Source organism: Agrobacterium sp. S7/73 (assembly GCF_019355535.1).
In the GTDB taxonomy this organism is placed as follows: domain Bacteria; phylum Pseudomonadota; class Alphaproteobacteria; order Rhizobiales; family Rhizobiaceae; genus Agrobacterium; species Agrobacterium tumefaciens.
Genome location: NZ_CP072136.1, coordinates 1,300,177 through 1,321,735 on the forward strand (window position 1 = coordinate 1,300,177; position 21,559 = coordinate 1,321,735).

A 21,559-nucleotide genomic window follows, 5' to 3' on the forward strand; every position below is an offset into this window, starting at 1 on the left:
CGTTTCCGCCCCCCGGTTAGAAGCCGACCATCGCCTGATCGGCGAGGGCCTGATTGATGGTCACACCGTAGTCGTTCTGCAGGCGGTTGACCATCTGGTCGAGCATGTCGTCGCCGGCCGCGCGGGCGATGGCGGTGAACTGCTGATCGTCATTGGCAAGCGCATCGGCAGGCGCGTTGGTGTCGACTGCCGTGACCTTGAAGAGGATGCGGCTGGAACCATCGGCGTCTGCCGCTGTGCCTGTCATGCCTTCAGCGCCGGAGAATACCGCCGTAATCGTCTGGCGACCGAAAATCGCGTCCTCGCTGGTGCGGCGCAGGCCGGATTTCTGCTCGACGGCAAGGCCGAGTTCGCCAGCCACCGCTGCCAGTGTCTCGCCCTTTTCAACGCGTGCCTTCAGCTCGTCGGCCTTGGTAGCAAGCGCTGTGCGCTGCTGCTCTGCCGTCCAGTCGGCCACGACATCGTCGCGCACTTCGGCAAGCGTGCGGTCGCGGGCGGGGACGATCTGATCGACGTCGAACCAGATGTAGCCTTCGCGGCCAAGATTGATCGGCAGGGCTTCGGTGCCGGGTTCGGTCTTGAAGACTTCCTGGGCAAGCTGCGGCGAGGGCAGGTCCTGAATGGCGTCGCCCTTTTCATCAAGACCGGCGGCATCGATGGCGTCGATGGTGACGGGCTTGAGGTTCAGCTGCTTTGCCGCATCTGCAAGCGAGGAGCCGCCGGCACGCAGGTCTTCGTAACGGTCATGCACATTGGTGACTTCTTCGGCTGCAGCAGCGGTGGCGAGGTCCTTGCGGATGTCCTCTTTCGCCTCTTCCAGCGTGCGGGTGGTTTCCGGCTTGATGCCGGTGATGCGCAGGATGACCGGGCCGAAGGAGCCTGCCACGACCGGAGACACGCCGCCATCCTTCTGGACGGCGAAAGCAGCATCGGCAATCGACTGGTCGGGGATCGTGTCCTTGGTGAATTCGCCAAGCGTCACGTCGGAGGCGGTCTTGCCCTGATCCTTAACCACCTGATCATAGGTGGTGTTGCCGAGGCGGATCTGCTCCGCGGCGGCTTCTGCCATTTCCTTTTCCGGGAAGGTCAGCTGCTCGACGGTGCGGCGACCGGCGGTGCGGAAGCTGTCCTTGTGGCTGTTGTAATAGTCGGCGATCTGCGCATCCGTCACCGAAGCCTGATCGGCAATGTCCGATGGTTCCAGCTTCACATAGGTGAACTTGCGGAACTCGGGCGCGCGATATTTCGCCTTGTTGGTTTCAAACCAGGGCGCAAGCATGTCGTCGCCCGGCGCCTTGACCGGCGCAATGACGGCGTTGGACAGGATGACGTAATCGACCGAGCGCTGTTCGTTGCGGTATTGCTTGAGTGCGTCCACCAGTACCTGCGGTGCCTTGAAACCATCGGAAACGGCTTCAACGATCTGGCTTCTGACCGCGACCTTGCTGCGTTCCTTGATATAGTCGTCTTCGCGCAGGCCGGAATTGCGCAGCCGTTCGGTGAACAGGGTGCGATCGAACTGGCCATTAACCGATTTGAATGCCGGGTCTTCGGCGATGAGATTGGCGAGGCGGTCTTCCGAAAGGCCGAGATTCATCTTCGACGCCAGTTCATCCAGCGAGGCACCCGCCGCAAGCTGGCTGAACACCTGACGGTCGATGCCGAAGGCCTTGGCCTGTTCGGTCGTCAGTCTCGCGCCGAACTGGCGGCTGAGATCGGAAACCTGACGCTGATAGGCGAGGCGGAATTCCTGCGGGCTGACCGTCTGGTCGCCGACGGTCATGACCGCATGCGAATTGGAGGTGACGAGTGATGCGGAGACGCCCCAGACGCCAAACGAAACAACAAGCAGGAGAAGCAGCAGCTTGGCTGCCATGGTTCGAGAAGCATTTCTCAGGGAATCGAGCATCGTTATGCAAACCTCACAGGAACGTCATTGCGGTCGCCAGCCGTCCGGCCCGCAACGTATCGGCGTTCCTTAAATCAATCCAATGGGAAATTGAAGGGAATTTGGCTTGGAAAAACGGGGTTTTGAAAACGCTTATGTGATTGGGGCTAGGTTTTTACGCCTTCATCTTCGCCATACTGGCCCTTAAGGCGGCAAAATAAAACCGCCCGGAGCGTCCAGGCGGTTGCGGAGAATCATATTCTGAAACACGGCTAAGTCTGATGGTTGCGGTCAGAACGCGCGGTTGCGTCTTACCGAGGCCTTGAATTCCTCGTCTTCACGTCGCATCTCGGCGACGGCGGAGATCATTGACGTCACGAACATAATGCTGATCAGGGCAAGAAGCAGTGTCAGGAATGTGAACATGATATCATCTCCGTTGGTGGCGAGGAAATCCTAGTTCCTCATCAGTAATAGGTCATGGACTGGTAGCGGGCGGTCATCTGTGGATAGTCCGGTCCCTGGGCAGCAGGCTTCTGATCATAAAGGCTAAACGTTGTTGCTACCATTGCGATGACCAGTACTGTCCAGGCGGTGCTGATGACGCTGATTTTCGCCGAAGTAGACTGTTTTTCTCTTACAAACATCTGTCTGTTCCTTTGGTTTGATATTAACGCGCCACGTCCAATCATGTTCCGCGTCAACCTTAAAAATCGATTAGCATCGCGCCTGTGAAACTTCCTTGAATGGCTTGTTCATCTGGCGTTCAGGAAACCGGCGACTGGCCTCATTCGAGGAAAAGATACTCGGCTGCGAATGATGCGATGACCGAAAAGACGATCATAAAGGCCAGCATTTTCATTTCTCCGGGGGCTTAACGAGGTGAGGGGCATTTCGGTTTCCCGATGCCGTGTATTTATATAAATGAGCCCTGAAACCGCACTGAACGGCGCATTCATCCGTTGTTCAGACCGCACCGGGAGGGCGTCCGGGTTGTAAAAGTCTTGCGCCGCGCCCATCTCCGTGACAAAAGGCGGCACATAACGCCCACCACTTGAGAGCGATATGACGATTGCCTTTTATCCAGGATCCTTCGATCCGATGACCAACGGACATCTGGATGTGCTTATCCAGGCGCTGAACGTGGCGTCCAAAGTCATCGTCGCCGTCGGCATCCATCCCGGAAAAGCACCGCTGTTCAGCTTCGAGGAGCGGGCGACGCTGATAAGCCGGGCGCTTTCTGAAAGCCTGCCCGGTGAGGCGGCGCGCGTTGAGGTCGTTTCCTTCGACAATCTGGTCGTCGATGCAGCCCGTCAACATGGCGCGCGCCTTCTTCTGCGCGGCCTGCGTGACGGCACCGATCTCGATTATGAAATGCAGATGGCCGGCATGAACCGCCAGATGGCACCTGATATACAGACCGTGTTCCTGCCGGCGGGTACGTCGTCGCGACCCATTACAGCCACATTGGTCCGGCAGATCGCCGCCATGGGCGGCAATGTGGATGCCTTCGTTCCCAAAGCCGTGCTTGAAGCCCTCAACGCCAAGCTGAAGCGCTGACTTCAGCCTCACATTCCGGAGCCAATCCAATGAAACTCGTTCGATTTGCCTTTGCCGGCGCCCTGTTTGCGGGCGCGCTTGCCGCCAGCACCTTCGCTTCGGCTGCCGAATTCCTGACCGTCCAGCTGAAGGACGGCCCCGTCGTCATCGAACTGATGCCGGAAGTCGCGCCCAAGCACGTGGCGCAGATTGAAGCGCTGGCGAAAAAGGGCGCCTATGACAACGTGGCCTTCCACCGCGTCATTGACGGTTTCATGGCGCAGACCGGCGACGTGCAGTACGGCAACATGGAGAAGGGCTTCAACGCCCAGCGTGCCGGCACCGGCGGCTCTGACCTGGCCGACATTCCGGCTGAGTTCTCCAAGACACCGTTCACGCGCGGCGTTGTCGGCATGGCCCGTTCCAGCGATCCGAATTCCGCCAATTCGCAGTTCTTCATCATGTTTGCCGACGGTCCGTTCCTGAACGGCCAGTACACCGTGGTCGGCAAGGTCGTGTCCGGCATGGAAGCCGTGGACAAGATCAAGCGTGGCGCCGGCGGCAACGGCGAAGTTTCCAACCCCGACCGGATGATCAAGGTCACCGTCGGCAAGAAGTAAGGTAGGGCAATAGAGCCCGAACAGAGGAGAATAATCATGGCCGAGATCAAGGATCCGGAAAACACCATCATCATGGAAACGACGACCGGCAAGGTCGTGATCCAGCTGCTTCCGGAAGTTGCTCCGGGCCACGTTGCCCGTATCAAGGAACTGGTATCGGAAGGCGCTTACGACGGCGTCGTGTTCCACCGCGTCATCGAAGACTTCATGGCCCAGACGGGCGATGTGAAGTTCGGCAAGAAGGGTTCGGAAAGCTTCAACCCGGCCCGCGCCGGCATGGGCGGCTCCGAGAAGCCTGACCTCAAGGCTGAATTCTCGGCTATTTCGCACGTTCGGGGCACCTGCTCGATGGCCCGTTCGCAGAGCCCGAACTCCGCCAACTCGCAGTTCTTCATCTGCTTCACCGATTCGCCTTGGCTGAACAAGCAGTACACCGTGTGGGGCCAGGTCATCGAAGGCATGGAAGCCATCGACAAGGTCAAGCGCGGCGAGCCTGTGAAGGACCCCGATTCGATCGTTTCGATGAAGCTTGCTTCGGCGGCCTGATAATAGCGTATAAAGTGTTTACCCGCTCCGCAGGAAACTGCGGGGCGTTTCACATTGATGATGGCGTTAACCTCTCAGACCTCATCCTCGGGACAAGCCGAGGATGACTTCGAGTGTAGTCGGAAGCCTTGTCATCACCCACCACCCGCCCCATGCCATGCAGGGCGGGTTTTGATATTTCGAGAGCCATTGCAATGCGCGTAGACCTGTTCGATTTCGATCTCCCCGAGGACAATATCGCCCTTCGCCCGGCGAACCCGCGCGATAGTGCGCGTCTTCTCGTGGTCGATCCGAATGCGAACCACATGGAAGACCGCATCGTATCCGACCTGACTTCCTTCCTGAAGCCCGGCGACGCGTTGGTATTCAACGACACCCGCGTTATTCCAGCCCAGCTTGAAGGCGTGCGGCTGCGCGAAGGTGCGCCTGAAACGGCAGTTTCAGCCACGCTGCACATGCGCGCCGACCAGTCGCGCTGGAAGGCTTTCGCGCGGCCGGGCAAGCGCATCAAGCAGGGTGACCGCATCCGGTTCGGTTACGAGCGCGACAGTGCCTGCGGCCTTGCCCATCTGGAGGCCACCGTCGAGGAAAAGGGTGAGGAGGGCGAGATCACGCTGCTGTTCGACGTTTCCGGACCTGTTCTGGACGAGGCGATCGCCTCCGTCGGCCATATCCCACTGCCGCCCTATATTGCCGCGAAGCGCCCGGAAGATGCGCAGGACCAGACCGATTACCAGACAATTTATGCCCGCGAGAAGGGCGCCGTTGCCGCACCAACTGCCGGCCTGCATTTCACGCCCGATCTGTTTGCGGCGCTGGACGAAGCCGGCATCGAGCGACATTTCGTGACACTTCACGTTGGGGCAGGCACCTTCCTTCCAGTTAAGGCCGACGATACCGACGATCACAAGATGCATTTCGAGATCGGCCATGTTTCGCAAGAGACTGCGGCAAAGCTCAATGCCGTCAAGGCGCGCGGCGGGCGGATCGTTTCTGTCGGCACCACCTCGCTGCGGCTTATCGAAAGCGCCACTGATGAGAATGGCGTCATTCAGCCATGGTCGGGCGCGACGGGCATCTTCATCACGCCCGGATACCGTTTCCGCGCGGTCGATATTCTGATGACCAACTTCCACCTGCCGAAATCGACGCTGTTCATGCTCGTTTCGGCTTTTTGCGGTCTCGAGACGATGCGTGCCGCTTATGCGCATGCCATCGAAACCGGATACCGTTTTTATTCCTATGGCGATTCCAGCCTGTTGTTCCGGAAGAACTGATGCACGACAAATTCACCTTTACCCTGAAAGCCACGAGCGGCGGCGCCCGCCTTGGCGAAGTCGCCATGCCGCGCGGCGTCATCCGCACACCTGCCTTCATGCCTGTTGGCACTGTCGGTACTGTCAAGGCCATGTATCTCGACCAGGTGCGCGAGCTCGGGGCCGATATCATTCTCGGCAACACCTATCACCTGATGCTGCGGCCCGGCCCGGAGCGCGTGGCAAGGCTTGGCGGGTTGCATGAGCTTATCCGCTGGCCGCATCCGATCCTCACCGACAGCGGCGGTTTTCAAGTCATGTCGCTTTCCGGCCTGCGCAAGCTGGACGAGAAGGGTGTGACCTTCAAGAGCCATGTGGACGGTTCGCTGCACCATATGTCGCCGGAACGCTCTATCGAAATTCAGGGCATGCTTGATTCGGACATCCAGATGCAGCTCGATGAATGCATCGCGCTGCCGGCCGAGCGCAAGGAAATCGAGCGCGCCATGGAAATGTCGCTGCGCTGGGCGGAGCGTTGCCGCGTCGCCTTCGGTGAACAGCCCGGCAAGGCCATGTTCGGCATTGTGCAGGGCGGCGACCAGCCGGACCTGCGCATTCGCTCCGCCGAAGGGCTGAAGCAGCTTGATCTCAAGGGTTACGCTGTCGGTGGCCTTGCCGTCGGTGAGCCGCAGGATGTGATGCTGGGCATGCTCGACATCACGCTGCCGGTGCTGCCCACCGAAAAGCCGCGTTACCTGATGGGCGTCGGTACGCCAGACGATATTCTGAAATCGGTGGCGCGCGGCATCGACATGTTCGACTGCGTGATGCCGACCCGTTCCGGTCGTCACGGGCTTGCCTTCACCCGTCGCGGCAGGGTCAATATCCGCAATGCCCGCCATGCGGAGGATATGCGGCCGCTCGATGAGCAGTCAAACTGCCCCGCCTCGCGTGATTATTCCCGCGCCTATCTGCATCATCTCACGCGCTCCAACGAGGCGCTGGGCGGCATGCTGCTCTCCTGGCACAATCTTGCCTATTATCAGGAGCTGATGCAGGGTATCCGCAAGTCGATCGAGGAAGGCCGTTTCGCTGATTTTTATGCGGAAACCATAGAGATGTGGGCGCGGGGCGACATAGACCCGATCTGATTTTTCCCGACCCTTTCTCCTGTTCGGACGCTTTCCTTGGCACATGCGCCTTACGTTCTTTTCCGGGATGACACGACCGGCACGGTGACAGCCTTCACCGAGCCGGAGGAGATCATCGTCGCGGATGAGCCAGAGGCGTTTTTCGCGGCGCTGAAACGCATGGAGCAGCTGCGCCGCGCCGGGAAATACCTTGCCGGCTATATGTCCTACGAGGCGGGTTTCCTGTTCGAGCCGAAACTTGCGGACTTTGCTGCCGAGCCTCGCAACGTGCCGTTCCTTCGCTTCGGCGTCTTTTCCGGCCCACAACCGGATGAGGGGCGATTTGCGCGGCCCGAAAGTCTGCCGGATGCCGATGCGTTCCTGGCCGATCCCGCGCCCGCATGGAGCCTTGAAGACTATTGCCAGCGCTTCGAGCGGCTGCACGGGCATCTGCGTCGCGGCGACTGTTATCAGGGTAATCTGACGATGCCCGTTCATGCTCGCTGGAGCGGCGATCCGCTCACGGCTTTCTGGTCATTGGTTGAGCGCCAGCCGGTTAAATATGGCGCGCTGGTCGATCTCGGTGGACCGGTGATCCTGTCGCGCTCACCGGAACTGTTTTTCTCAGTTGACGGGGAAGGTTTCATCGAAACCCATCCGATGAAGGGAACGACGCCGCGCGGTGCGAATGCGCAAGAGGACCGGGCGATCATCGCGGCGATGCTTGAGGATGAAAAGACGCTTGCCGAAAACCGCATGATCGTCGATCTCCTGCGCAACGATATTTCCCGCATCACCGAGGTCGGCAGCCTCCATGTGCCGCGACTGTTCGATATCGAGACCTATCCCACCGTGCACCAGATGGTCAGCCATGTGCGCGCGAAGCTTTTGCCTGATGTGACGGTGGAGGATATTTTCGCGGCGCTTTTTCCCTGCGGTTCGGTGACCGGCGCGCCGAAAATGTGGGCGATGAAGATCCTGCGCGAACTGGAACAGATGCCGCGCGACGCCTATTGCGGTGCTATCGGTTTCATGTCTCCGAATGGAGAAATGCGTTTTTCGGTGGCGATCCGCACGCTGACCCTGTTCGATGGCGGCCGCGCGATCTTCAATGTCGGCGGCGGCATCGTTTTCGATTCGGATGCCGAGGCGGAATATGATGAGTGTCTGCTGAAATCCAAGTTTGCGGTTGGGGACAGGCTGTTACGGGGGTGATCTCCTTTCCTGTGACAAGCACAGGAATGAGGGAGGTTGGAGGAGGCTCCGAGGTAAGCAGCCAAAAGTGTGCCCTTAGGAAAACCGGGTACGGGTTTCGCGACCACACATCCTCAGCGCCCTATCACCTCAAACGCACCATTCTCCACCAGCACTTCCTTCGCAGCCGGATGGCTGAGAAAACCCGAAGGGCTGGCGGTGGCGCCATAGGCGCCCGATTGCAGGATTGCCAGGAGATCACCAGCCTTCAGCTTCGGCAGGGCCGCATTGCGTGCCAGCGTGTCGAGCGGTGTGCAGAGCGGGCCGACTATGGTTGCCGTTTCCTCATAGTCTGCCTGCATCATGGCCGGTGCGACGATGGGGTAGTTGCGCTTGACGATCTGGCCGAGATTGCCGGAGGCTGCCAGATGGTGATGCATGCCACCATCCGTCACCACGAATGTGGTGCCGCGCGAGGTCTTTACCGAATTGACTTCCGCCACATAGATGCCGCCTGGACCGGCGAGGAAGCGGCCGGGTTCGACAATGATATGAGCATTCGCAATCAGCGGATGCGTATGCATCAAGGCCTTGAGATCGGGAATGGCGGCACTGACCGCTGCAAGATCGAGCGGCGTCTCCCCGGCGAAATAGGGGATGCCGAGACCGCCGCCGAGATCGATGGTTTCAAGTGGCCTGCCGAGCATTTCGGCCATGCGCGCTGCAAGCAAAATGGAGTGTCTCCATTGGGAGACAAGCATGTCGGCATCGAGGATCTGCGTGCCACCGTAAATATGGACACCGACGAGATTGATATGCCTGATGTCCCTGAACAGCGGCAGGACGTTTTCGAGTTCTTCCTCGTCGAAACCGAAGGCGGTGGCCTTGCCACCCATGCGCATGGCGCCTGCCTGCGCATCCGGCACCGGATTGATGCGGATCGAAGCCTTGACCGGCCTGCCGATCGCCTCGATGCGGGCAATTTCCTCGGCGCTCTCGATATGGATTTCGCCGATGCCGCTCTCGATCACCTCAAGCAATTCGGCCTGGCGCTTGCCGGGGCCGGCGAAGATGATCTTTTCCGGCGGTATGCCCGCCTTGATGGCGGCGCGATATTCACCGACGGAGGCGATTTCCGCGCCAGCGCCTTCTTCACGGAAAAGCGAGATGATGGCGGGCAGGGGATTGGCTTTCACCGAATAGTAGATATCGGCAAAACCACTGAGCGCGGTTGCGAGATTGCGATAGGCGCGGCGCATGGCGCTGGCGTCATAGAGGAAGCACGGCGTTCCGGTCTCAGCGACGATATCGCGCACGGCAAGGCCGCCGATGACAAGATCGTTTTCGTCGACTGCGAATTGCGCGGCGGCAAGGGCAGGGCCGTGGCTTTGGGGTTTATCCGTGGGCGCCATTATCCGTCCGTTCGCGCACCAGCGCGCGGTAATCCACCTTGCCATTGGCCGTGACCGGAAGCCGGTCGACCAGTTCGATGGCGCGCGGAATCATGAAGGGGGCAAGCATTTCGGCGGCTTTTTTGAGAGCTGCGGAAACATCGATATTTTCGTTGGCGGCGGTTGCCACGGCATGCACCTTCTCGCCTGCAAAGGGGTCCGGCAGGCCGATGACGGCGACCTGCTGGAAAAGGCCAGTCGACATCAGGCTTTCCTCCACCTCGGTCGGGCTGATGCGATAGCCTGACGATTTGATCATCGCATCGTTGCGGGCAACGAAACTGAAAAAGCCGTCCTCGTCTTCCACCGCCAGATCGCCGGAATAACACACGGTCTCGCCGCCGCGTGCAGCCGGAATGAAAGGGTGAGGGCGCAGCACCTTGGCGGTATCTTCCGGCCGGTTCCAGTAACCCAGCGACACGGTCGGGCCGCGATGGACGAGAATGCCGGGCTCACCCGGTTTTGCCCTCTGTCCCTCGGCGGTGACGATGAAGATTTCACATTCCGGGATAGCCTTGCCGATGGAAGTCGGGCGGCGGTCGATTTCATCAGGCGGCAGGAATGTGGAGCGGAAGGCCTCGGTCAGGCCATACATCAGATAGATTTTCGTTCCCGGCAGCTTTTCGCGCAACGCCCTCACGGTTTCCTGCGGCACGCGTCCGCCGGAGTTGGTGATGTATCGCAACTGCGGCAGCGGCGTTTTCGCCAGCAACGGCGCGGCCCTCGTCAGGATCGCCCAGACAGTTGGTACGCCGGCAAGCCCGGTGATGGCATGGTCGCGCAAGTCCCTGACAATGTCGTCGCCGAGCCTGAAGGTGGAGATAACAGTGGTCGCACCCTGTTCAACCGCCGTCAGCAACTGGTTCAGGCCGTAATCGAAACTGAAGGGCAAAATGGAGAGAAGGCGGTCTTTTCCGGTGATCTCCAGATAGGTGCGCACGATGCGCGCTCCGGCCAGAAGATTACGGTGCGACAGCATCACGCCCTTCGGCGAGCCGGTGGAGCCGGATGTGTAGAGGATTGCTGCAAGGTCCTCGCCAATTGACGGGGAGACTTTGGCAGGCACGGGCGGGCGGCGGTCGATTTGTTCCGCCAGCAGTACAGTGACTTCGGGCAGGTCTTCCACAGCCGCGTTCAGCTCATCCATCATCCTAGCACTGCTGATGACGATTTTTGCGCCGCAATCCGCGACGATATGGCGGATTTGCTGCGCCTTCAAAAGCGCATTGACCGGCACGAAGACGCAGGAAGCCATGCTCACGCCGAAGATCGACCAGCATTCCTCTATGCCGCGCGGCAGGAAGATGACGACACGGTCGCCGCGCTCCGTTCCTGCCTCCTGCAATGCCGCCGCACAACGTTCGGCCGCTTCGGAAAATTCGCGATAGCTCAGTGATTTTTCTTTGTAGACAAGCGCCTCATCGCCGCTTTCCGCCCGCGCGGTGAGCAGGTGGTGCAGCAGGATGTGGGTTGTCATCTGCGCCGTTCCTGCGTGACGAAGGCAATCAGATCGGCCGGCGTGCTGAGATTTTCCGGGGTGAAATGTTCATCATTGAGAACGATGCCGAAACCTTCGCCGAGAAAGATCATCAGTTCGAGAAAACCGAGCGAATCGATCACGCCGCCTTCGAGCAATTGCGTATCTGCGGAAAACGGGGCATGAGCCGGGAAACGCTGCGAGAGGTAGGAATAGATGGTCTCGGAGACATCGACTTCCCTGGGTTTCGCTGAAAGCATGCTTATTCTCCGCTCGTTCGCGCAGTCGGGACTAGTCTCGGCCGAAGCGCATTTTCTTCTTTTCAGGCAAGGTTTAAGCGCGCGTCTTTTAAGAGCGTCCCAATACCCAGGGTGGCAATAACACCAATTCTGAATATGTTTCGTTAATAAACCGTGGGTTCCATGCTCCCTTTACTTGTATTGGCGAGGATTTGAGTATGGCAAATCCGCCGGCGTCTCGCTTCTCATCGGAAGCCGCCATGGTCAATGCAAGCCGGCCTTTGCCAAGAAGATGGCGGGCAATTGCCGAAATGTGCCTCTGGGCGACTTGCCTGTCCTCGCAATAGATGAGGCGGGCGGAGGGCAGCCTTTTGGTTATGGTTTTTAAAAACACCAGCGGATAATGGCTTCCGTCCGCCTCCATGACCGCCACGATGCAGCCGAAACGCGCATGATCTTCCAGCATGTCGCGCGTGGCGGCAGACAGCGTGCCCTGGGGCACTTCGGCAAGCGGGCGCAGCCGCACCCTGGCCGGGCCGAATGCCTTTAAAGGCAGGGGATAAAAAAGCGTGCAATTCGTTATCGTTGTGAACCCCAGTCTCTCGTTCAGCCTGCAGGCTTCTGGAGACGGGGTGAGATCGGTGAAGATGTCTTCTTCGGAGGATGTCGCCATTTGCAGCATACGCGGTGCAAACCAGCGGCTGGAAGGTTCGACATACCAACTGGACAGGTTGACGACTGTCCTGCCGGTCTCGGCCAGGCGGCTTCGTATCGTCAGAAGAACGCCAACGGCATCGTCGCCCTTCATCAGCAATTGCCCGATGGGGCCGAGATCCTGCCGCTGATGATGGTCGCTTATAAGGGACACGCCGAGCGCCCAGAAAGCCTCGCTCTTTTCCGGAAAACCTTTCGCCAGAAGTGCAACGGCAGCGACGCGGTTTCCGTTGTCGATCGGTACGGTTCTCAGAGGTCGCTCCCGCTATCTGGCGTCGTTTCGGGCAGGGAGGGATTTTTCAACTCCACCGCGCAATATCGGCATACGACGATAGATTTACCGTCCCGTTAATCGGCACGGCTGTAAGCGGAAAGGTCGGTCAATTCATATGGCAGACGCGCGGTGCGCGCCTGCCATTTTTTTCAGCCGATCAATAGACAACGACGCCGCGGATGCTCTCGCCCTTGTGCATCAGGTCAAAGCCCTTGTTGATGTCTTCAAGCGGCATCGTGTGGGTGATCATCGGATCGATCTGGATCTTGCCTTCCATGTACCAGTCGACAATCTTCGGCACGTCGGTGCGGCCGCGCGCGCCGCCGAAGGCCGTGCCCATCCAGTTGCGGCCGGTGACCAGCTGGAATGGACGCGTGGAGATTTCCTGGCCCGCACCCGCAACGCCGATGATGACAGACTTGCCCCAGCCGCGATGCGAGGCTTCCAGCGCCTGGCGCATGACCTTGGTATTGCCCGTGCAGTCGAACGTATAATCCGCGCCGCCGATCAGGTCGCCATTGCGCTTCGTCATGTTGACGAGATAGGGCACGATGTCGTCGCCCACTTCCTTCGGGTTGACGAAGTGGGTCATGCCGAACTTCTCGCCCCAGGCCTTGCGGTCATTGTTGATATCGACACCGATGATCATGTCAGCGCCGGCAAGACGCAGGCCTTGCAGAACGTTGAGACCAATGCCGCCGAGACCGAAGACGATTGCCGTCGAGCCGATCTCCACCTTGGCGGTGTTGATAACGGCGCCGATGCCGGTCGTCACACCACAGCCGATGTAACAGACCTTGTCGAAGGGCGCATCGGGATTGATCTTGGCAAGGGCGATCTCGGGCAGGACGGTGAAGTTCGAGAAAGTCGAGCAGCCCATATAGTGGTGGATCTTGTCCTTGCCGATCGAGAAGCGCGAGGTGCCGTCAGGCATCACGCCCTGGCCCTGGGTGGCGCGGATGGAGGTGCAGAGATTGGTCTTGCGCGATGTGCAGGAATAGCACTCGCGGCATTCCGGCGTGTAAAGCGGAATGACATGATCGCCCTTCTTGACCGAGGTGACACCGGGACCGACATCAACGACGATGCCTGCACCCTCATGGCCGAGGATGGCCGGAAACAGACCTTCGGGATCGGCACCGGAGAGAGTGAAATCATCGGTGTGGCAGATACCTGTCGCCTTGACCTCGACCAGCACTTCGCCAGCGCGGGGACCTTCGAGTTGAACGGTCATGACCTCAAGCGGTTTTCCTGCCTGAATGGCAACTGCGGCGCGAACGTCCATATTCTATCTCCTGGCATGGTCTCGTGATTGGATAGGGCTGTTTTGCCCGAGCTTGGCGGCAGGGGCAAGGTACAAATCCGTCTTGCCGTATTCAAAAGACGGCAATGCCCGTCACACCTGTGAGGAATTTTCGCATCGTCGCGGAACTGCCATCAGGGCAATGTTTCGCGTTGTCTTTATATGGTTTACTTCAGCTATTCTAAATTATGAATACGTGATTTAAGTGTATGTTTTTACATATATTTTTCGGAATAAAGGTGACTATTAATTTACAAATTTGGTGTTTATACCACACTATAGAATTTCGAATGGAGCATAACCCGCAGTCGGTGCTGTATTTCGGCGGCTGTTATTAGTTTTTGCATCTCTTGCTTGCAAGTGGTTCGGCTCATTTGCCGCGTGCCGCCATGATCGCGGTACATCAGCCTTTGCTGAGTTTGTTTGCTGCTGCCCCAATATTCCCTCCGGCTGTGGCGTTGTGTCTGTCCGGATGCGTGGAGGGAAACTGGGCGATTTATTTTAAGGCGGGTGATAGCCAATTTCATGAAGCGGCATTTTCAAATGTTGAATTTTAAGACAAAACTGGACGGTCTGGCGGAGATTTTCGGGGCGTTTTTGCACGACCGAAGGGCCAGTTTCGCCATTATGACGGCGTTGCTGTTGCCGGTTTTCCTGCTTTTTTTCGGGTTTCTTTTCGAAGGCGGCCGGGCGTTGGCCTATTATAGCCAGTCGAAGCGGGTGGTTGCACAGGCCTGTGAGCGTTCGACAAAACCGACGCGCACGAACGTACCCCTGGATGAGGTGCGCCGTAAAAACGTGCTCGACACGTTCGACGCACTGATCCGTTCCACCAAACAGAATGTGGTCAGTCGCGATGTTAAAATCGACTGGCTGACGACGGATATAGACGCAAAGTTCAGCTACAAAACCGTGTTCAGTGGCATGTTCGGGGCGGAAAAACTGGACTATCAGCTGTCGTATCGTTGTGGCGGTATACCGCCTTATCCACATGACGGTGAGGTCGTCGTCAACAACACCTTCGAAAAGACGCTGAACGGCACGGAACGTATGCTGAAAAACGGCAGAACCGCCAAAACACCCAACGGTTGCTGGGGTGTTTATACCTATGCCGAACTGGGATGGGATGGCGGTACGGGGCCGGGCATCGAACTTCAGGATTGGAGCAATGCGGATTGCCGGAAGAACTATGGCTGGCAGGGCTACGGGGATCAGGAAAAGGAGAAAGAGACAAGCGCCGGGATGACATGCACCCCAAAGTCACAGGCTACTCTTCCCAAAGAAAACAACGATTCGAAAAACGGCAGCAAGGCGCAAACGGATGGCAAGGACGCCTTGAATTCCGAGCAGGAGCAGCAGTGTACTACAGAAGAGAAGAACAACACGCCCTCGATGCGCAACGGCCAAAATGAGCGAATACCGCCAACCCGCTACGCTGTCGAACTTGACAGTCACTGGGAAGGGCAAAAAAGACGCGACGCCAACAGCTCGATCTTCAAATATGTGGAAATGCATCCCGGCAAATACGAAATCTCGGTCTGGTACAACGGGCGAAACCAAAGTTACGAAGGCTCGAACGACATCGATATTTCGCTGCAGGTGTTGCGGCCCCAAATGGGTGTAGAGAAAAAAATTATCCAGATGAGCCAGAAGGCGAATGAAATTCGATGGGAGCGCCGAAGCTACGAGGTCACTGTCGATACTTATTCGCTGTACAAGCTGTCGATCGCCGCCGCTGGAACGAGCGACAGTCTGGGTGGCATCATAACGGCATTCGAGGTCACTTATCTTGACTCGTTTTAAGATATCGCATCGTGACTTCCCCAGTCTCATCCGGTCGCTTGCCACGGATATCCGTGCGGCTACCGCCGTTGAGTTCGGTTTGCTTTTGCCGGTCTATCTCCTGCTGATCTTCGGTATCATCGAAGTTAGTCTCGTGCTTTTCTTCAGCCTCAATATGTCGACGGCGGCCACTGCCGGGACTGAATATCTGCGCAAGGCGGCGGCTAGCCGAACGTCCGTTACCGCGGCGGAGTTCAGGCAGGTTATTGCCTCGAATTTCCTGCTCGCGACAACTGAAGATGACCTGAAAATATCGCTCATTGCCATTGCTGATGCCAACCTTGCTACTACACCGGTGACATTTCCGGTCGAGAACAAATTCGAGGCGCCAAGCAAGGCCGCCGGGCAATATCTTCTGGCGCTGGGGTATGACTGGAAATTCATTCTTCCCACCACCCATCTGCTCGTTCCCAGTTCCGGGGGCAAGCCGCAATTGCAAAATCTCTCTCTGGCGATCACCGCAGTTCGGGTGACGGAATGATTGGTAAGAGATTGAAATATCTATCCATCTCGCTGATAAGTTCGCGCTCTGGCGTTGCCGCGGTGGAATTAGCGCTATTGATGCCTTTGCTCATTCTAGTACTGGCGATGGTGATCGAAATCGGGCGTGGCTGGATGAGCTATGACCGTTTCGTAACAGTTGTGGACAATACGGCCCGTTGGTCGGCCCGATTTCCGGAGTTTGAGGAACGCGTTAGGACGGGCGTCAAATCCTTTGTCATGGCTGCCGGGCGCCCGCTCGAATCTGAAAAGCTTGATCTGACGCTCAGAAGCGCCAAGCTTGTGGGTGGGGTCGCCGTGACCGAGTTCGCCCCATACAATTTTTTTGGCAACGCCGAAAACGTGAAGTGGGACAAGATATTGACGCAAGGAAACTTCAAGACCGAAGAAGCGGTAATCGTAATTTCGGGGCGTTACAAATACCGCCCGCTCATTTCGTTGCTGGGCAATACGGATATCGAGTTCGAATACGTGACGGCGGTAAACCCGTATTTCTCCCGACACTACAAATATCAGAAGGGCAAGTCGGACTGGCTTTTCTGGAATGTTCGCTGACGGCATTGGTCAGGGGCTTCACCCTAGCCAATCCCGTGGCGTTTCAGCGATAATGATCGGTGACGGTTTCTAGGGTGACCTCGCCCCCGTTCAACCACGTCGCGCAATCCCTCAACGCCCGCGCTGCAACGAGCTGGCGTTTCATGATTGTCTTGTCCTTGCCGCGAAAACGTTTCACGCCTTCCGGCTTGACGATGGAGCCTGGCTCCAGTTCTGGGAAGAGGCCGAAATTGATGTTCATCGGCTGGAAGGAACGTTTGCCCGGCTCATCATTCGAGGAAAGATGCCCGCCGGTGATGTGGTTGAGAAGTGAGCCGAGGGCTGTCGTTGCGGGCGGCAGGCTCGGGGTCTCACCTTTCCGTTCAGCGGCAGCGAAACGGCCGGCCAGAAGTCCGACGGAGGCGCTTTCCACATACCCTTCGCAGCCGGTGATCTGGCCTGCAAAACGCAGGTCAGGCCGGGATTTCAGCTTCAGCGATGGATCGAGCAGGATGGGGGAATCGATATAGGTGTTGCGGTGCAGGCCGCCCAAACGGGCGAATTCCGCATTTTCGAGACCCGGGATCATGCGAAATACATCCGCCTGCGCGCCGTATTTCAGTTTGGTCTGGAAACCCACCATGTTGTAAAGCGTGCCGAGCGCATTGTCCTGGCGAAGCTGGACCACGGCATAGGCCTTGACGGTGGGGTTGTGGGCGTTGGTCAGGCCCATCGGTTTCATAGGGCCGTGGCGCAGCGTCTGGCGGCCGCGTTCAGCCATGATCTCGATTGGCAGGCAGCCGTCGAAATAGGGTGTGCCTTCCCATTCCTTGAAACCCACCGTGTCGCCGGCGATCAGCGCGTCGATGAAGGCGTTGTATTGCTCCTCGTTCATCGGGCAGTTGATGTAATCCTTGCCCGTGCCGCCGGGGCCAACCTTGTCGTAACGCGACTGGTACCAGCAGATATCCATGTTGATGCTGTCGCGGTGCACAATGGGGGCAATGGCGTCAAAGAATGCCAGGGCATCCTCACCCGTCTCGGCCTGAACCGCCGCCGCCAGATCCGGCGAGGTGAGCGGGCCGGTGGCGATGATGCTGCTGCCCCATTCCTTCGGCGGCAGGCCGGAAACCTCTTCGCGCAGGATCGTCACCAGTGGGTGACTTTCGAGCCGGTCCGTGACGGCCTGAGAAAATCCGTCGCGATCGACGGCAAGCGCGCCGCCGGCAGGTACCTGATGCCTGTCGGCGCAGGCCATGATCAACGAGCCGGCAAGCCGCATTTCCGCATGGATGACGCCCACTGCATTGGCGGTCGCATCGTCGGAGCGGAAGGAGTTGGAACAGACCAGTTCCGCCAGCGTATCGCCCTTGTGCGCTTCCGTGCCGCGCACGCCGCGCATTTCGTGCAGGATGACTGGAACGCCGCTTTCAGCGATCTGCCAGGCGGCTTCCGAACCGGCCAGTCCGCCGCCCACGACGTGAATGGGAGAATAGGTCTTGTCTTGCATGCTGGCGCCCATAGGCCGCGTGGGGGCAAAAGCTCCCCTCCGGCGGCTGTCTTTCGAGTGATTGTTCCGCGCGGGTCCCGAAGGACGCGTTTTTCAGGGCGATGCACTACCATGCATGGCTGCGACAGCCAAATGTTTTTGCGGGTGGCACGATTGGGGCGGAGGGAATGTGGTCTCTATGCTTGTAAGCCAAAAATCTCCGGCGAATACCGCCAGAATCAAAAACGGCGCCAGAGGCGCCGCTTTCTTTTACCTGTCGCTCAATCGTCGCGCCCTGGAGGTCGGGCAGCGGGACGATCTTTTACGCCTTAGCGGAACGAACGGGAAGCTACGTTACGGATGTCGTAACGTGTCAGGCCGATGTCGCTCAGGGCCTGGTTGGACAGGCTGCCAAGTTCGTTGATCGTGCGACGGTAGGAGATCCAGTTCTTTGCGATGCGGATAGGGTTCATGATCGTTTCCTCAATCTTTCTTTGATTTCGTCGGCCGGCTCAGTGTTTCTGTGCTCTCGGCTGTTGAGGTTTTATATATAGACATTGAGCCATGTTGTGCAGTGCAGAATTTAGGCGACTGCCATGCATTTGTGCACTATGTCGGCTAAATTTGCGGCTTTGACTACCGCATGAGCAAAATATGAGCGGAAATGCCTGTCTTTCGGGCGGTTTTGAAGGGGTTTGCGGCCATTGGCGGTGTTAGACCGGCTTTTTGCTCCCCTCAGCGGTGCTTGAAGGGCGTTCGGGCTCTCCAGACATGCCGGATGCAGCCGCCTAATCGATGCATTTTTCATCTGTTTGTCACGCGCACATGCCGGTGGGGCGGCGCGGCTCGGTTCCGAGAGGGTGCCAGAACGAAAAAAAAAGGCCGGAGGCGGGAGCCTCTGGCCTTTTGGGAAGGTCGTCTCGCATCCGCCGCTTCAAGCGGCGGAGCGTATTAGATGCCGACGGCGGTGCGTGCGACGCGACGGATGTCCTGACGGCCAATGCCGAGGTCATTCAGTTCGCGGTCGGTCATGCGGCCGAGTTCGGTTACGGTCTGACGATACTTGCGCCAGTTGGTGAGCGAGCGTGTAATGTTCATTGTCATCTTCCTCTTCGTGCTGTCCAGCATTTCCGGCCCGTCTTGGGAGGATTAGGCTCGGGGCTGAACTCGATCTCTGTATGACCATGAATATAATCGGTTTAATAAAAACAAAAACAGACAAAGCAAGATGCCACCTATGCATGGAACGCAAAGCAAGCCGGTAAATGACCCCAATTGCGGTGGTTACTGCATAATTTGTGACCAATTTGTGTGCTTTTAGTGAACTTGGCGGCATCTGTCGCTGCCAAGCCGTGCGGTCCGGCTGAATACAACGGGTCGGGCAGCGCAGAGGCAAGGATGGGGATGCAAAGGTCGTTCGTATAAGGGCTTCGGCTGGAGGCGCGCGTTCTCGTAAAATGACGGGCGGCACGTCATATATATAATGTCATGTAGCCGCATAAATGTTGCGCGTTTTTCCTGTCGGAACATGTGAAGCGGGACGGGAAAGAGGGAGACGGCGTGCGCAGTTTTGCGGCCCCTCGTGTCATCGTCTGCGGGCGCGTCGTTCCCTTTCTTGCGGGCACGAAACGGCAAGAACGTACCGGCCGGCTTTTGCGGCTGGGGGCGGGGACCCAAGAAAAGTCCGGGCGAAACGGGACGCGGCGATAAGGTGTGCTTGACCCTTCCAGAACATTGTGACATACCGCCGCCCAACGTGCGGGTATGGCGGAATTGGTAGACGCATTGGTTTTAGGTACCAACGCTTCGGCGTGGGAGTTCGAGTCTCTCTACCCGCACCACAAGTAAAGCATGGCTGTGCCACGCTTGTGCCAGAGTGCATCCTTAGTGATGCAGGGAGCTTTGGGGTTCATCATCCCCTTCGCGCCCTTGTCTCCGGCGCGAGCGCAATTTTGTCCGGCAGGCGCTTGTGTGAAGAAATAATGGAAGCCACGGCCGGGGAACGACGTTTCCGGCGCAGTGCTCGAAAGTAAACCAACGGCTGTCTGAGCACCGCCGCCATGATGTGAAGGTTTGAGAAAATGCAGGTTATCGAAACGCTGGCTGAAGGCCTGAAGCGCGAACTCAAGGTCGTTATCCCGGCTGCCGACATGAAGGCCCGTCTGGACGAGCGCCTGGTTGACGCCAAGGACAAGGTTCGCATCAACGGTTTCCGTCCCGGCAAGGTGCCGATGGGCCATCTGAAGAAGATGTATGGCAAGTCCATCATGGCCGACCTCGTCAACGAGCTGGTTCGTGAAAAGCCTTCCGAAATCCTTTCCAGCCGCGGTGAGAAGTCTGCAACGCAGCCGGCCATCTCCATGACCGAAGACGAGCAGGAAGCCGAAAAGATCCTTTCGGCTGAAACCGATTTCGAATTCACCGTTGCCTACGAAATCATTCCGGCCATCGAACTGAAGGCCAATGACGGCATCAAGGTTACCCGCGAAGTTGTTGAAGTCTCCGAAGACGAAATCAACGAGCAGATCCTCAAGATCGCTGAGAGCGCCCGTACCTTTGAAGCCAAGAAGGGCAAGGCCGCCGAAGGCGACCGCGTCACCATGAACTATCTCGGCAAGGTTGACGGCGAAGCCTTCGATGGCGGCGCTGCTGAAGACGCTGAACTGGTTCTCGGTTCTGGCCGCTTCATCCCCGGCTTCGAAGACCAGCTCGTTGGCGTCAAGGCTGGCGACGAAAAGACCATCACCGTGACTTTCCCGGCTGACTACCCGGCTGCGAACCTCGCAGGCAAGGAAGCCAACTTCGACATCACCGTCAAGGAAGTTGCTGCTGCCGCTGCTGTTGAAATCAACGACGAACTGGCGGAAAAGCTCGGTCTCGAATCGGCTGAAAAGCTGAAGGAAATCGTTCGCGGCCAGATCGAAAGCCAGTACGGCAACGTAACCCGCCAGAAGGTCAAGCGTCAGATTCTCGACCAGCTCGACGAAATGTACAAGTTCGACACGCCGGCTGGCCTCGTCGATGCCGAATTCGACAACATCTGGCGCCAGATCAACACCGATCTTGCCCAGTCCGGCAAGACCTTCGCTGACGAAGACACCACGGAAGAAGAAGCCCGCGAAGAATATCGCAAGCTTGCTGAGCGCCGCGTTCGTCTCGGCCTCGTTCTCTCCGAAATCGGCGAAAAGGCCGGCGTCGAAGTGACCGAAGAAGAAATGCAGCGCGCGCTGTTCCAGCAGCTGCAGCAGTTCCCCGGCCAGCAGAAGGAAATCCTCGATTTCTTCCGCAACACCCCCGGCGCTTCCGCTTCGCTGCGCGCTCCGATCTTCGAAGAAAAGGTCATAGACAAGCTGCTCACGGAAATCTCGGTAACGGACAAGACCGTTTCCAAGGAAGAGCTTCTGGCTGACGACGGCGAAGAAGCAACTGAAACCAAGAAGAAGGCGCCTGCCAAGAAAAAGGCTGCTGCCAAGGCTGACGACGCCGCTGAAGGCGAAGAAGCCGCTCCGAAGAAGAAGGCTCCGGCCAAGAAGAAGGCCACTGAGGCCGACGCCGAATAATC

21 protein-coding genes and 1 tRNA gene are annotated in these 21,559 nt (G+C 58.1%); 11 read left to right on the forward strand and 11 right to left on the reverse strand.

Annotated elements, in window-relative coordinates:
• Positions 1-16: 16 nt before the first annotated feature.
• From J5276_RS06455 to J5276_RS06460, 3 genes are all read right to left on the reverse strand, one after another.
• Positions 17-1,909 (reverse strand): peptidylprolyl isomerase, encoded by a 1,893-nt coding sequence (locus J5276_RS06455; protein ID WP_112154638.1) that lies wholly within the window; start codon positions 1,907-1,909, stop codon positions 17-19.
• Positions 1,910-2,179: 270 nt separating this feature from the next.
• A complete protein-coding gene (locus J5276_RS30330; protein ID WP_003515556.1) occupies positions 2,180-2,314 on the reverse strand; it encodes a hypothetical protein in 135 nt (44 codons plus the stop codon).
• 41 nt (positions 2,315-2,355) lie between these two features.
• Entirely contained in the window at positions 2,356-2,535 is a 180-nt protein-coding gene (locus tag J5276_RS06460) for a hypothetical protein (protein WP_003515553.1), read from the reverse strand.
• A 418-nt stretch (positions 2,536-2,953) separates the two neighbouring features.
• Here J5276_RS06460 and coaD point away from each other — a divergent pair, with 418 nt between their 5' ends.
• The 6 genes from coaD (at position 2,954) to J5276_RS06490 (ending at position 8,194) form a co-directional block, all read left to right on the forward strand.
• A complete protein-coding gene (coaD, locus tag J5276_RS06465; protein ID WP_003515552.1) occupies positions 2,954-3,448 on the forward strand; it encodes a pantetheine-phosphate adenylyltransferase in 495 nt (164 codons plus the stop codon).
• 29 nt (positions 3,449-3,477) lie between these two features.
• Positions 3,478-4,047 (forward strand): peptidylprolyl isomerase, encoded by a 570-nt coding sequence (locus J5276_RS06470; protein ID WP_003515549.1) that lies wholly within the window; start codon positions 3,478-3,480, stop codon positions 4,045-4,047.
• A gap of 36 nt (positions 4,048-4,083) precedes the next feature.
• Positions 4,084-4,593, forward strand: a complete 510-nt coding sequence (locus tag J5276_RS06475) for a peptidylprolyl isomerase (protein WP_003515547.1) — start codon at positions 4,084-4,086, stop codon at positions 4,591-4,593.
• Between the two features lie 194 nt (positions 4,594-4,787).
• The gene (gene queA, locus J5276_RS06480) at positions 4,788-5,870 is read left to right on the forward strand and encodes a tRNA preQ1(34) S-adenosylmethionine ribosyltransferase-isomerase QueA (RefSeq protein ID WP_112154639.1); all 1,083 of its coding nucleotides are present in this window, start codon (positions 4,788-4,790) and stop codon (positions 5,868-5,870) included.
• Positions 5,870-7,000, forward strand: a complete 1,131-nt coding sequence (gene tgt / locus J5276_RS06485; RefSeq protein WP_003515541.1) for a tRNA guanosine(34) transglycosylase Tgt — start codon at positions 5,870-5,872, stop codon at positions 6,998-7,000. The genes queA and tgt overlap by 1 nt, the downstream gene beginning before the upstream one ends.
• Positions 7,001-7,036: 36 nt before the next feature.
• Positions 7,037-8,194: an aminodeoxychorismate synthase component I gene (locus J5276_RS06490; protein WP_065659339.1), complete on the forward strand. Its 1,158-nt coding sequence runs from the start codon at positions 7,037-7,039 to the stop codon at positions 8,192-8,194.
• Between the two features lie 113 nt (positions 8,195-8,307).
• Here the strand turns inward: J5276_RS06490 and J5276_RS06495 are convergent, their stop codons facing one another.
• From J5276_RS06495 to J5276_RS06515, 5 genes are all read right to left on the reverse strand, one after another.
• A complete protein-coding gene (locus tag J5276_RS06495) occupies positions 8,308-9,585 on the reverse strand; it encodes a type III PLP-dependent enzyme (protein ID WP_162632912.1) in 1,278 nt (425 codons plus the stop codon).
• A complete protein-coding gene (locus tag J5276_RS06500) occupies positions 9,569-11,101 on the reverse strand; it encodes an AMP-binding protein (RefSeq protein WP_112154640.1) in 1,533 nt (510 codons plus the stop codon). Before J5276_RS06500 ends, J5276_RS06495 begins: the two co-directional genes overlap by 17 nt.
• The gene (locus J5276_RS06505) at positions 11,098-11,361 is read right to left on the reverse strand and encodes an acyl carrier protein (protein ID WP_003515534.1); all 264 of its coding nucleotides are present in this window, start codon (positions 11,359-11,361) and stop codon (positions 11,098-11,100) included. The genes J5276_RS06500 and J5276_RS06505 overlap by 4 nt, the downstream gene beginning before the upstream one ends.
• 88 nt (positions 11,362-11,449) lie before the next feature.
• Complete coding sequence (locus J5276_RS06510) at positions 11,450-12,208, reverse strand: hypothetical protein (RefSeq protein ID WP_162632913.1); 759 nt, start codon at positions 12,206-12,208, stop codon at positions 11,450-11,452.
• Between the two features lie 277 nt (positions 12,209-12,485).
• On the reverse strand, positions 12,486-13,613 hold the full coding sequence (locus tag J5276_RS06515; RefSeq protein ID WP_025593598.1) for an S-(hydroxymethyl)glutathione dehydrogenase/class III alcohol dehydrogenase: 1,128 nt from the start codon (positions 13,611-13,613) through the stop codon (positions 12,486-12,488).
• A 543-nt stretch (positions 13,614-14,156) separates the two neighbouring features.
• Here J5276_RS06515 and J5276_RS06520 point away from each other — a divergent pair.
• From J5276_RS06520 to J5276_RS06530, 3 genes are read left to right on the forward strand one after another with little or no spacing between them, the layout of a single operon-like run.
• Positions 14,157-15,434: a pilus assembly protein gene (locus J5276_RS06520; RefSeq protein WP_236761503.1), complete on the forward strand. Its 1,278-nt coding sequence runs from the start codon at positions 14,157-14,159 to the stop codon at positions 15,432-15,434.
• The gene (locus tag J5276_RS06525) at positions 15,421-15,954 is read left to right on the forward strand and encodes a TadE/TadG family type IV pilus assembly protein (RefSeq protein WP_112154642.1); all 534 of its coding nucleotides are present in this window, start codon (positions 15,421-15,423) and stop codon (positions 15,952-15,954) included. The genes J5276_RS06520 and J5276_RS06525 overlap by 14 nt, the downstream gene beginning before the upstream one ends.
• Positions 15,951-16,529, forward strand: a complete 579-nt coding sequence (locus J5276_RS06530; RefSeq protein WP_013636251.1) for a TadE/TadG family type IV pilus assembly protein — start codon at positions 15,951-15,953, stop codon at positions 16,527-16,529. Before J5276_RS06525 ends, J5276_RS06530 begins: the two co-directional genes overlap by 4 nt.
• A 43-nt stretch (positions 16,530-16,572) precedes the next feature.
• Here the strand turns inward: J5276_RS06530 and trmFO are convergent, their stop codons facing one another.
• The 3 genes from trmFO to J5276_RS06545 all read right to left on the reverse strand — a co-directional run bounded on the left by trmFO (position 16,573) and on the right by J5276_RS06545 (position 19,095).
• On the reverse strand, positions 16,573-18,030 hold the full coding sequence (gene trmFO / locus J5276_RS06535; protein ID WP_162632914.1) for a methylenetetrahydrofolate--tRNA-(uracil(54)-C(5))-methyltransferase (FADH(2)-oxidizing) TrmFO: 1,458 nt from the start codon (positions 18,028-18,030) through the stop codon (positions 16,573-16,575).
• 296 nt (positions 18,031-18,326) lie between these two features.
• The gene (locus tag J5276_RS06540; RefSeq protein WP_003515516.1) at positions 18,327-18,470 is read right to left on the reverse strand and encodes a DUF1127 domain-containing protein; all 144 of its coding nucleotides are present in this window, start codon (positions 18,468-18,470) and stop codon (positions 18,327-18,329) included.
• 478 nt (positions 18,471-18,948) lie between these two features.
• On the reverse strand, positions 18,949-19,095 hold the full coding sequence (locus J5276_RS06545; RefSeq protein WP_003502992.1) for a DUF1127 domain-containing protein: 147 nt from the start codon (positions 19,093-19,095) through the stop codon (positions 18,949-18,951).
• 660 nt (positions 19,096-19,755) lie between these two features.
• On the opposite strand from J5276_RS06545, the gene J5276_RS06550 reads away from it, so the two are divergent.
• Together J5276_RS06550 and tig are read left to right on the forward strand one after the other, a co-directional pair.
• Positions 19,756-19,838: transfer RNA gene (locus tag J5276_RS06550), tRNA-Leu, on the forward strand.
• A gap of 240 nt (positions 19,839-20,078) precedes the next feature.
• Entirely contained in the window at positions 20,079-21,557 is a 1,479-nt protein-coding gene (gene tig / locus J5276_RS06555; RefSeq protein ID WP_003515514.1) for a trigger factor, read from the forward strand.
• Positions 21,558-21,559 lie beyond the last annotated feature (2 nt).